This is a genomic window from Flagellimonas algicida (assembly GCF_049629585.1).
Lineage (GTDB): Bacteria > Bacteroidota > Bacteroidia > Flavobacteriales > Flavobacteriaceae > Flagellimonas.
Genome location: NZ_JBMYIX010000003.1, coordinates 261635 through 273701, shown reverse-complemented (window position 1 = coordinate 273701; position 12067 = coordinate 261635). Strand labels below are relative to the sequence as shown.

At 44.1% G+C, this 12067-nt stretch carries 13 protein-coding genes; 3 read left to right on the top strand and 10 right to left on the bottom strand.

The features are described 5' to 3' along the window. Positions 1-53: 53 nt before the first annotated feature. The 3 genes from ACPD8L_RS15050 (at position 54) to ACPD8L_RS15040 (ending at position 3329) form a co-directional block, all read left to right on the top strand. On the top strand, positions 54-254 hold the full coding sequence (locus ACPD8L_RS15050; RefSeq protein WP_116217249.1) for a dodecin family protein: 201 nt from the start codon (positions 54-56) through the stop codon (positions 252-254). A 61-nt stretch (positions 255-315) separates the two neighbouring features. Further along, the gene (locus ACPD8L_RS15045) at positions 316-2430 is read left to right on the top strand and encodes a thioredoxin domain-containing protein (RefSeq protein ID WP_423944248.1); all 2115 of its coding nucleotides are present in this window, start codon (positions 316-318) and stop codon (positions 2428-2430) included. 77 nt (positions 2431-2507) lie between these two features. Then, positions 2508-3329, top strand: a complete 822-nt coding sequence (locus tag ACPD8L_RS15040; protein WP_116217247.1) for a mechanosensitive ion channel family protein — start codon at positions 2508-2510, stop codon at positions 3327-3329. On the opposite strand, the gene tsaB is transcribed toward ACPD8L_RS15040, so the two are convergent. From tsaB to ACPD8L_RS14990, 10 genes are all read right to left on the bottom strand, one after another. Continuing rightward, entirely contained in the window at positions 3326-4003 is a 678-nt protein-coding gene (gene tsaB, locus ACPD8L_RS15035) for a tRNA (adenosine(37)-N6)-threonylcarbamoyltransferase complex dimerization subunit type 1 TsaB (protein ID WP_423944244.1), read from the bottom strand. The genes ACPD8L_RS15040 and tsaB overlap by 4 nt on opposite strands. A 16-nt stretch (positions 4004-4019) precedes the next feature. Next, positions 4020-5369 (bottom strand): TolC family protein, encoded by a 1350-nt coding sequence (locus tag ACPD8L_RS15030; RefSeq protein WP_116217664.1) that lies wholly within the window; start codon positions 5367-5369, stop codon positions 4020-4022. Between the two features lie 37 nt (positions 5370-5406). Further along, a complete protein-coding gene (locus ACPD8L_RS15025; protein ID WP_293303095.1) occupies positions 5407-6519 on the bottom strand; it encodes an efflux RND transporter periplasmic adaptor subunit in 1113 nt (370 codons plus the stop codon). 34 nt (positions 6520-6553) lie between these two features. Beyond that, positions 6554-7753 carry an ABC transporter permease gene (locus ACPD8L_RS15020; protein WP_293303097.1) on the bottom strand — a complete coding sequence of 400 codons (1200 nt, stop codon included), beginning with the start codon at positions 7751-7753 and terminating at the stop codon, positions 6554-6556. 59 nt (positions 7754-7812) lie between these two features. After that, positions 7813-9042, bottom strand: coding sequence for an ABC transporter permease (locus tag ACPD8L_RS15015; protein ID WP_293303100.1), 1230 nt, complete (start codon positions 9040-9042; stop codon positions 7813-7815). Continuing rightward, positions 9035-9736, bottom strand: a complete 702-nt coding sequence (locus ACPD8L_RS15010) for an ABC transporter ATP-binding protein (RefSeq protein WP_116217242.1) — start codon at positions 9734-9736, stop codon at positions 9035-9037. The genes ACPD8L_RS15015 and ACPD8L_RS15010 overlap by 8 nt, the downstream gene beginning before the upstream one ends. Before the next feature lie 176 nt (positions 9737-9912). Beyond that, positions 9913-10125 carry a hypothetical protein gene (locus ACPD8L_RS15005; RefSeq protein WP_116217241.1) on the bottom strand — a complete coding sequence of 71 codons (213 nt, stop codon included), beginning with the start codon at positions 10123-10125 and terminating at the stop codon, positions 9913-9915. 11 nt (positions 10126-10136) lie between these two features. After that, positions 10137-10673 carry a DUF420 domain-containing protein gene (locus ACPD8L_RS15000; protein WP_421810850.1) on the bottom strand — a complete coding sequence of 179 codons (537 nt, stop codon included), beginning with the start codon at positions 10671-10673 and terminating at the stop codon, positions 10137-10139. After that, positions 10670-11413 (bottom strand): SCO family protein, encoded by a 744-nt coding sequence (locus ACPD8L_RS14995; protein ID WP_293303110.1) that lies wholly within the window; start codon positions 11411-11413, stop codon positions 10670-10672. The genes ACPD8L_RS15000 and ACPD8L_RS14995 overlap by 4 nt, the downstream gene beginning before the upstream one ends. Then, positions 11394-12026, bottom strand: coding sequence for a hypothetical protein (locus ACPD8L_RS14990; protein WP_423944237.1), 633 nt, complete (start codon positions 12024-12026; stop codon positions 11394-11396). Before ACPD8L_RS14990 ends, ACPD8L_RS14995 begins: the two co-directional genes overlap by 20 nt. Positions 12027-12067: the final 41 nt, after the last annotated feature.

The following is a 12067-nucleotide window of genomic DNA, read 5'->3' as shown; positions in this document are numbered from 1 at the left end:
TCTGGATTCTGCCTAAAATTTGCTACATTGAATGAAATTCAAAAACAATAACCATGGCAGTTTTAAAAGTAATCGAAGTATTGGCTAATTCTGATAAGGGATGGGAAGACGCGGCCAAAAATGCGTTGGAGCAAGCCTCAAAATCGGTAAAGAATATCCGTTCCATCTACATCAATGAACAAAGTGCCACTGTGAAGGATGGAAAAATTGACGACTATAGAGTCAATGTAAAAATCACGTTCGAAGTTAAATGACCCAAGGGCACAACACATAATCGCGCCCTTATGGGCGCTTTTTTTGTTTAAAAAACATCGTATGCCAAAGAAAGTTCTCCTCATATTGGCCTTGGCCACCCTAATCCTCAGTTGCAATCAAAAACCCAACAAAGTGTCGCATAAATACACCAATGCCCTAATTCATGAAACCAGTCCCTATCTGTTGCAACATGCCCACAATCCGGTAAACTGGGAAGCTTGGAGTCCAGAGGTATTGGAACGTGCCCAAAAAGAGGACAAACCTTTGCTCATCAGCATAGGGTATGCGGCATGCCATTGGTGCCACGTTATGGAAAAAGAGTGCTTTGAAGATGAGGAAGTGGCCCAAATGATGAACGATAACTTCATCAATATTAAAATTGACCGCGAAGAACGGCCCGATGTGGACCAAATCTACATGGATGCCATTCAAATGATATCAGGAAATGGGGGTTGGCCCTTGAACATTGTTGCCCTACCCGATGGAAAACCGTTCTGGGGCGCCACTTATCTCCCCAAGGACAATTGGATAAAATCCTTGGAGCAACTAATTCAACTCTACAAAAATGATAAGGCAAGAGTCACCCAATATGCCACGGACCTCGCCGGAGGTATCCATGCCATTAATTTGGTGGAAACCGATACAGAATCCGACCTATATTCGCTGGACCAGTTGGACACCGCCGTAAACCAATGGTCACAACATTTCGACACTGGCTTGGGAGGATATCAAAGGGCACCCAAATTCATGATGCCCAACAACTGGGACTTTTTATTGCACTATGCTACCACAAGGAACAAACCGGAGCTCATGGAACAGGTGAACACCACCCTTACCCGAATGGCCTACGGTGGGGTCTATGACCACGTGGGAGGGGGATTTTCCAGATATGCCGTGGACACCAAATGGCACGTGCCCCATTTTGAGAAGATGTTATATGACAACGGTCAATTGGTAAGCCTATATGCAAAAGCCTATGCCGTGACCAAAAATGAGCTCTATAAACAGGTCGTGGAAGAGACCATTGGATTTGTCCAAGAGGAACTTTTGGATGAAAATGGAGGCTTCTATTCTTCCTTGGATGCCGATAGTTTGGATGAGCATGGAGAACTGGAGGAAGGCGCTTATTATGTTTGGACCGAAGGACAGCTGACCCAATTGCTGGGTGATGATTTCCCTATTTTTAAGGAATATTACAACATCAACCCTTATGGCCTTTGGAAAGAAGGAAATTATGTCCTGATTCGGGATAAGGGGAACGAGGAGATTGCCGAAAACCATGCAATTTCCGTTACAGAACTAAAGGATAAAATGACCCATGCCCTTCAAATCCTAAAAGAAGAAAGGACAAAGCGTTCCAAACCCAGATTGGACGACAAAATATTGACTTCATGGAACGGATTGATGCTAAAAGGTTTGGTGGACGCCTATCGATATTTAGGTAATGAAGCCTATTTGGAACTAGCCTTGAAAAATGCCCGCTTTCTGGAAAAGGAAATGATCAAAAAGGACCACTCCCTGTTCCGAAACCATAAAGCCGGGAAAAGCAATATCAATGCTTTTTTGGAAGACTACGCCACAGTTATTGAAGCTTATTTGGCATTGTACGAAGTAACCTTTGATGATACTTGGCTAAACCATTCCAAAAAACTACTGGACTACACCAAGCAGCATTTTAGGGATGAAGCGTCCGGAATGTTCTTTTTCACCTCGGATGAAGACCATTCCTTGATTCGTAGAAGCATTGAAACCAACGACAATGTCATTTCCGCCTCCAATTCCATCATGGCCAAGAACCTTCTCAAGTTCCATAAACTTTATACAGAGGAAGATTATGGCGACATAGCCCGCCAGATGGTGAAAAATGTACAAAAGGATTTTGACCGAAGTGCCCAAGGTTTTGCCAACTGGCTGCATGTGATTCTCTATGAGAATCAGAATTTCTATGAGATTGCCTTGGTTGGCGATAATTACAAAGCATTGGGCAAGGAAATCGGCACACACTATCTACCCAACAGTATTTTGGTGGGCTCCGGACAAGATGGAAACCTGGAGCTCCTCAAAAACAGGCATGTGGATGGAGAAACCTTGGCTTATGTATGTATCGAGGGTACTTGCAAGCTCCCGGTCACCACTTCGGAAGGGGTCATGCAGCAAATACAGTCCTTCCAATAGGATTAACATTTGTTTACATCTCATTCTTTTCGATTTCACGGATTATTATTTAGTTTGCCCCAAACCAAAAAAAGCATATGGAAGAATTCAAAAATTATCAAGACTACATAGATCAAGCTTGGGAATGGACCTTGAGCATGTTGCCCAATCTTATCTTGGCCATCGTTATATTTTTTGTGGGATTATGGATCATACGTTTCATCAATAAGATGGTACGTAGATTTTTCCAAAGGAAGGATTACGATGAGACCTTGGAATCCTTTTTGCAAAGCTTTATAAGCATCGCCCTAAAAGTATTGCTATTTGTCTTGGTGGTTACCCAACTCGGCGTAAAAACGTCTTCCTTGGTGGCCATGATCGGTGCCGCAGGTCTTGCCATAGGTTTGGCCCTACAAGGGTCTTTGGCCAATTTTGCCGGCGGGGTACTTCTATTGATCTTTAAACCCTTCAAGGTCGGGGATTGGATCTCCGCGCAAGGCGTGGATGGAACCGTGAAGGAAATAAGCATTTTCAACACCAAACTCAGCACATTTGGCAATCAGGTTGCCATAATCCCCAACGGACAACTGTCCAACGGGAATATTGTAAACTACAATATGGAAAATACCCGAAGGGACAAGTTTGATGTGGGAATTGGGTATGGGTCCAATATCAAGGAAGCCAAAGACATCCTTTTGAAAATCTGCGCGGACAACCCCAATATCCTTACCGAACCTGCCCCCGAAGTTTACGTAGGGGCCTTGGGTGACAGTTCCGTAAACCTAACCTTGCGTTTTTGGGCCAATACCGATGTGTTCTGGCCAGCGCATTTTTATGTAATCGAAGAGGCCAAGCTTCGCTTTGATGCCGCTGGGATTGAGATTCCTTTCCCACAGCGTGTGGTGCACCAAGCCGATTAAGCTTTCTTTTTGCCCTGTAGGACAAAATCCTTTAGATAGTAGGGTTCAAAATAGGCGACATCCTCAAAGTGTCCCGCTTCATATTTTTTATGGGCCAATTGTGCCATTTCGTTTGCGGAAGGTGTTATCGAAACATCAAACCTAAAGTTGGGATGTTGGAGAAGGGCCTTGCATTTTTGGGCACCGCTGCCCACAATATGGACTTCTTTATGGGCCATGTATTCCCCAAATGAGTCTTCGGTGATGATTTCGGCCTTGGTTTCACGGATTTCTTGATGGTCTGCATCAAATACCGCCGAATATACCTCCATCCTACGGGCATCCAAAACCGGTATGATCAGTCCATCATCCTTTAGGGTGACCTGATGCGCCATACTTTCCAAGGTAGGAATGGAAATCAGCGGAAGGTCCAATGAAAAACAAAGTCCCTTTGCCGCGGACACTCCAATACGGAGTCCCGTATACGAACCCGGTCCCTTGCTTACCGATACGGCATCCAAGTCTGAAAAAGACAAAGAAGCCCCTTGCAAGGCTTCCTTGATAAAAATGTGCAATTGTTCTGAATGGGAGTATTCCATGGCATTGTTTTCCTTAAGGAAAACAACAGTATCTCCATCGGAGATGCTCACAGAGCAATTGGTGGTCGCGGTTTCTAAATTGAGTATTCTGGCCATAGCGGCCACAAAGATACTAGTTTAAGGAAATGGGCAAACCAAAGTAGAACTCCAAAATTTTCAATCTAAAGATATAATCGTATTTGGTACGGATCACTTCAGCTTCTGCATTGTCCACCCTGGCCTGTGCCTGACTAAAATCAAAGGCATTCATTAGCCCTACATTAAAACGTTCTTTGGCATATTCATGGGCCAATCTACGTGCTTCCAAGGTTTTCAGGGCTGCCTCATAGGCTTTCTCAAAAGTGCCCACATCCACATAGGCTTGTTGCACGGTGGTCTCCAAATCCAACTTGTCCTGCTCCAATTGCAACTTGGCCTTTTGCAAACTGATTTCGGAGCGTTTTACGCTATTTTTGGTCCTCCACCCGTTAAAGATGGGCACGCTCAACTGCGCTCCGTAGGAGATACCATCGAATATCCACAACTGATCGGTGAAATTTGGGGTATACACCCCTCCATTTCCATCGGGAATTTGGGTCACATCCGAATACCTTGATCCATACTGAAAAAATGCGGTTAAGCTGGGATAGTAGGCTCCCTTGGCTATTTTTAGGTCTTCCTCCGCCAAATCCACGGAAGATTCCGAGAATTTTATATCACTTCTAAAGCTTACGGCCTTGTCAAAAATCACCTTGGGAGAATTGCTAAGGATATCGGAAGGAGGCACTTCGAACTCTTCCTCGGCGATATCAAAATTTTCATAATCGGTAATTTGAAGCAATTGCGCTAAATTCACCCTAGAGATGAGCACCATACTCTCCCCGTTCACAATCTGCTGTTCCTGGCTTGCTGCTGTGGCCTCTATCTCCAAAAGATCACCTTTGGGCACCACTCCGGATTCCACGAGTTCCTTGGTACGTTTTAAATCCTGCTCGGTCACCGCATATTGCGCCTTAAAGGTCTTCAATTGCTCTTTGTTGGACAGTACCTGTAAATAGGCATTGGCCACATTCAATCGAATGTCATCCTTAAGGTTGTCCAACCTGTATTGATTGGCAATGGCATTGAGCTTGGCCCTATTGAGCTGCCGCATATTGCGCAATCCATCAAATAGGGTAATATTGGAGCTTATACCGGCATTCACATTGAACGCCGTGCTATTGGTAGGCAAGTTGTTGGTAGGATTAATGGAAAATCCCGTATTACTGGATACGGATGTAGATCCGTTTAAATCAGGGAGCATATTTCCCAAGGCATCCGACTTGTCTATTTTGGCGTTCTCAAGATCCAATTCAAATTGTTCAACGGTCAGATTGTGCTCCATGGCATATTGCACACACTCCAACAAGGTCCATTTACGAACCTGTGCTTGGGAGAGGGATATGGCGAAAAGGAGCACCACGGCTGTTATGATATTTCTCATTCGTTTTTTGATTTTGTTCTTGGAAACAGTGGCTTTTTTATTCTGCATCACTTTTCTTTTCGAGCTTGTTCCAGATCTTGACCTTGGCTTTTTCATCAAGTCCTGAAACCACTTCCACATCGATGCCGTCACTAACACCCAGTTCCAAATCCTTACGTTCAAACTCGTTCTCACCTACTTCAATTTCCACATAAGGCTTTTCGGTTTCCTTGTCAAACTGTAGCAAGGCTTCCTTGATGGCCAATACATCCTTTTTCTCCTCCAAGACAATGGAGGCATTGGCACTATATCCTGCCCTTACATAAGTGGTGCTATCGGTCAGTGCCAAATCCCCTTCAATCTTAAATTGGACGGCACCTTCTTCCTCTACTCCCTTTGGGGCGATGAACTTCAGATTTGCCGAGAACTTTTCCGTTTCAAGGGCACCCAAACTAATATCCAAGGGCATTCCCACATGTAATTTTCCAACTTCGGCCTCGTCCACTTCGCCTTCAAAGATCATTTTGGACATATCTGCGATTGTGGCAATGGTAGTACCGTCGTTGAAATTGTTACTCTGGATCACTTGATCACCTTCCTTAACGGGTATCTCCAGAATGGTTCCGGATACCGTGGCCCTGATGTTGGTATTGGCACTGGCAGAGCCTCCAGACGATCCTTTTTTAATGATCTGGTAATCGGCACGGGCATTTTGCAATTCCTGTGTGGCTTGGTCAAAGGTCAACTTTAGGTTGTTGAAATCCTGGCTGGAGATCACTCCTTTATCAAACAACACTTTATTTCGATCATACTCGATCTTGGCATTGTTCAATGACAGCTCGGCGTTACGGACCCTCCCTGCCGCTTGGTTCAAGGATTGCTCGTTGGGGACCACCTTGATCACCGCGATAAGGTCTCCTGCATTGACCTTGACCCCTTCTTCCAAAATAATCTTATCTATAATCCCAGATATTTGGGGTTTTATGTTGATTTCATCCTCTGGAATGACCTTTCCGGTAACAATCACCTTGTTTACAATGTCCTTTCGCTCCACGGTCTCGGTTTTGTAGAGCTCTGCCGGTGTACTGTTTTGTTTGAGAAAGTATACGGTAGCGGCCAAAATACCTACGACCAAAACCCCAATCAATCCGTACTTTACATATTTGTTCATTATGACTAATTTGATTCGTTATTATTTGTATTGATTATTCTTCCCTTAATGCTTCGATAGGCCTTACCTTAACTGCCCTGTTTGCCGGCAACAGTCCAATGAGTACACTCAGACCAACCATTAAGACAAACGATATGACAAACTGCGGTATACTGATCATGGGATTGGCAAAGGGAAAATCGTCCCCACTGCCCCACATGGAATTCATGATGGCCAATATCCCCACGGAAATAGCAAACCCTACCAGTCCGGCGAAGGCCGTCAACACAATGGCCTCAACCACAATCTGACGTTTCACAATTTTAGGCGTGGCCCCCAAGGCCCTTCGTACTCCAATCTCCTTGGTACGCTCCTTTACGGTAATCAACAGGATATTACTAATAGCAATGACACCTGCCAACAGGGTAAAAATCCCCACAAAAAAGGAAAATCCTTGCAGTACCATGGTAAAACTGGTGATGTTGTTGAATATCTCGGACATATCGAAACTACCGATGGCCCGATCATCATCCGGATGGATATCGTACTTATGTTTGAGAATATCCTTGATCTGCTTTTCCACAAAAGGAACCGGGGTTTTGGATTCCACGGCTATGGCCATCCACCCCATGCGATCTCCAGAGTTGAAAGCTTTTTGAAAGGTGGTAAAAGGAATAAACACGGCATTCTCCCCATCAATATTGATATTGTTGTTGGGTTTATAGATTCCGACCACCGCAAAGTACACCCCATTGATGCGGATATCCTGCCCAATGGCATTCTCCCCTTTATCAAATAAAAGCTTGTAGGTTTCCTCTCCAATGACACAAACCTTCTTGGAGTGTTCAATATCAGTTTGGTTCAGGAACCTGCCCTCCACTAATTTCTTTTTGGTAATCTCGTCAATCTCGGGGTAATCCCCATAAACTGCCGAACCACTGGTCTGTCCGTTTCTATACACGCTGACCACACTTCTATGGCTGCCCAATTCTATACGTGGGGCCAACACCTCGATTTCTGGAATCTGTTTTTTCAAGATCTCGGCGTCTTCAATCTTGTACCGAATCCTTCTGCCCCTTTCAAACCCTTTATAGGGTTCCGATGTGGATTGTCCCCAAACAAAAAGGCTATTGGAAGCCGTTCCCGCAAATATCTTGTTGAATCCATTGCTCATTCCATTGGCAGACCCCAACAGCAGCACCAAAATGACCATGGCAAAGATAACCCCCAACATGGTAAGGAAGGTCCTGAACATATTTTTGCCCAGCGTATGAAAAATCTCTATCCACAAGTCCCTATCAAATAACCACATAACTATTTATCACTAAGTGCAACAATGGGTTTAACATTAGCGGCTTTCATGGCCGGTATAAGACCAGCCAAAACACCAGCAACAATCAAGATAATGGTGGCGGTAATGACCGTGGATGCATTTACAGAGGGGTTGCTAAATGCGGGTGTCTGAAACATGGGGCCTACAGCCGCCAGTATCATCCAAGCGAACAATAATCCGATAAACCCGGATAATGCGGTAATAAAAATAGACTCCAAAAGCACCAAATTTATAATCTGCCTAGGCCGTGCCCCCAATGCTTTCCGTACCCCTATTTCCTTGGTGCGTTCCTTAATGGTAAATACCATAATATTTCCTATCCCTACGATGCCCGCAACCAGGATAAGGAAGCCAACCCCAATGCCAATACCTCTTAAAACCGCCGTAAAACTGCTGATGTCATCAAAGGCCTCTGCATAATTCCAGACATACAGTCCGGCCTGGTCCTCTGGGTCTATCTTGTGCCTTCTTTTCATGACATCCTCCAGTTTCCCGGAAAATTCCAACGCCTTGGCCAAATCATAGGTAGGGTTATAGGTAAGTGCTATGACATTGATATTATTGGTGTTCCCGTAAATACGCTGGTACGTGGTCACTGGGGCATAGATTCCTCGTTCGGCATTGTCATCCCCATCATCCGTGAACACCCCAATCACCCGAAAGGACAGATTATTGAGTTCCACAAATTTTCCAAGGGGGTCTTCCTTCTTAAAAAGATCTTCGGCCACTTTTCGTCCGATTACCACCACCTTGGCCTTGTTGATGAGGTCCGCTTCATTGAAATATCTTCCAGACATGATCAAGGTCTTTTCAATGGCCTGATGGTCTGGATGGGTGGCCTGCACGTTGTAAGAACCGGTTTCACTTTTATATCGAGCCGTGACATTGGCATAATATCTGGAGCTTAGGTACTCTATGTCATCAGCAAAGCTTTTCTTGACATACTCCAGATCTTCATTTTTTAATTGGATGCGCCTCCCTGCCTCAAACCCACCGTAGGCTTTTGAGGTGGTCCCGGGACGGATAAAAATGGTATTGGTGGCATCGTCATTGAACTGGCCCAAAAACCCATTTTGCATTCCATTGACGGAAGCCAGGAGCATTACCAAGATAAAGATGGCCCATCCTACGGAAAAACCTGTTAAGAAGGTCCTTAGCTTGTTGGTCTTTATGGTATTGAATATTTCTTGCCAGACGTCTCGATCAAACATATTGCCCTGCCCTTACCTGTTCAATTTTCTTATCTTCCACAATCACCCCATCCTTAAGGTGTACAATACGTTTGCACATATGTGCAATATCTTCTTCGTGGGTCACTACCAAAATGGTATTCCCCTCGTCATTGATCTGTTGGATCAAGTCCATAACCTCATATGAAGTTTTACTATCCAAAGCCCCTGTAGGTTCATCTGCCAACAATACTTTGGGTTCCGCGGCCATGGCACGGGCAATGGCCACCCGTTGTTTTTGCCCACCGGACAATTCGCTGGGTAAATGATGGGCCCATGGCTTGAGTCCTACTTTCTCCAAATATTGCATCGCTTTTTCCTGACGTTCTTTTCTGGGAACTTTTTGGTAGTATAGAGGTAGTGCCACGTTTTCCAGGGCACTTTTGTAATTGATGAGATTGAAGGATTGGAAAATAAATCCCAAAAACTTGTTCCTGTATTGGGCTGCCTTGGTCTCGCTCAGGTTCTTGATTGGAACCCCATCCAAGGTATATTCCCCGGAATCGGCGCCATCCAACATCCCCAGTATGTTCAAGAGTGTAGATTTTCCAGATCCTGAAGACCCCATGATGGCCACCAGTTCGCCATCCTCTACTTTAAAATTGATCCCTTTTAAAACATGTAGGGAATTGCTCCCCATTTTATAGGACTTGTGAAGATCCTTGATTTCAATCATAATTGGTCATGTTAGCTATCCAATATCAACTTCTGTATGTAAGACATACAAGTTGTTGAATTGTTACAAGAATTATTGAAATTTTTTGTTAAATGATTGATAACAAGGATTTCTTACCCCCTAAAGCATAGGTTTTGATACCATCAATGGAACAAATTGAGAAAAATCAGGTTTTCCTATCCCCGCATTTTACGGTAGACAAAATAGCCCACACCCGCCACTAGCACATATGGGATGGCCATAAGGTACACAATCCCGTTATTGATACCTTCCGCGGTTTTACCATCAGCCTCACTTTCCACCACTGCTCGGCACATGGCGCATTGGGCTTCCACAACATTGGGCAAAATCAACAATACAAGTAACAATAATAGAAGCTTGGTCCTCATTTTTGGCATTTTCAATATGAATAGTAGGGAGAAATCATGATGTAGACAACAACCCCGGTCACTGCCACATACAACCAAATGGGAAATGTGTATTTGGCCCACAGTCTGTGGCTTTGAAAGTCGTTTAAATACACTTTGGAATAGGTAATCAGAACCAAAGGAATCACCGATATGGAAAGCACTATATGGGTCAACAATATAAAGTAATAGATGTATTTTATACTACCCTCACCACCATAAATGGTACTTTCCGATGTCATGTGGTATGCCACGTACATCACCAAAAACAGTGCGGACAAAATGATACAAGTCGTCATTAATTTTTGGTGAAGCCCCCTTTTACCATTCTTAATAGCAATTACAGCAATCACCAAAAGAACCGCGGTCAGTCCATTGATCATAGCATATATGGGCGGTAAAAAAGATAAGGGTTCCGCATTGGGTATCTTGTAGCCGAACAACAGGGCCACCACCAAAGGTATGGCCACTGATATCACCGTAATCCATTTATTGAACCGTTTTTCCCTGATAGAGACTTCGTCGATCATTCTGCCAATAATTTTTTAATATCCTCTTTTAATATGGTAATCTGCTGGGGCTCTCCCTCTGCATTGACCCCTTGTTCCTCAGTCACGGTTCCCCTGTAGTAAATCAGGGGGTTTCCATGTTCATCTTGGCGAGAACGAATATACCCATTTTTGTCGACCAAAGCGAACATTCCGGAATGCTCAAAACCACCCGGGGCATCCTCCACTTCATTCGCAACTATATAGAATCCTTCTTGGGCCAAATTGTAAATTTCATCCCTATCCCCGGTCAACAAATGCCAATCCTTGTCCACAATAGCATACTTTTTGGCATAGTTCTTAAGTACGGATGGCGTATCGTATCTTGGGTTGATGGTAAAGGAGGCCACTCCAAAACCTTCATCATTTTGAAAGGTGTTTTGCAACGACACCAAATTTTTTGTCATTACCGGGCATATGGTAGGACAAGTGGTAAAGAAGAATTCTACCACATACACTTTGCCCAGGTAGTCCTTATCCGTAACCAATACACTATCTTGGTTCAGGAAGGCAAAAGAGGGCACTTTTCGTTTCTTCCCATTGTTCAGTACAAAACCTACCTGCTTTTGTTGGAACCCCATGTTCATACGATCGTTCTCCACCACGGTTCCATCCTTAAGCCTCTTTGTGACTTCATAGACGGCAAAAATCCCAAAAACCAAAATGACTGCGGACACCCAGACGTAGGTATACTTTTTCTTTCTATTTGCTCCTGTTGGCATCGTTGTTCTTTAAGGCTAATCTATATTCGGCCAAGATAATCTTGACATCATCTTCCATCTTATTGTTGAGCTCCGCCACTGAAGTGGTGTTAAAGCCGTATTTTACCCCTTCATCCTCATCATCTTTTCTTCCCCTGAGGTTACGGTCCTTATCAACGATAAAAACATAGGGGGTGGATAGATCGTCATCCAAATTTACATCGGTCTTCAGTTGGGCAAAAAACGATTTGATCTCGTCCCCAGTCCCAAAGGCAAAGTGCCATTTGTCCGCATTGGAAAGTTCGCCCAGTTCCTTTTTTAGGAGTTCGGCATCTTCCCGATGTCCTTCTTCCACTACCATGACCATCTGAAAGTCATTGAAATCCCCGAACCGTTTGTAGATTTTCTGGTTAAGGTTAAAGGCATTGCCTTTTTTCTGCTGAATGCCACTTCCCATAAAACCTAGAATGGTAATCTTTCCATCCAGGCTCAAAGTGTTTTCCAATTCAGAGATATCGGGGATATTCTCCGTTAAAACCGGCAGTTTTCCGAAGTTGTTTACCCCTGATGCAAAAAATAGATAGGCCACCAAAGGGAGTACAAACAAAACCACTAAAACAAACGTCTTTTTCATAGGGAACAAAACCTTACAAAAATAAAAAAGACGGTTGAAAA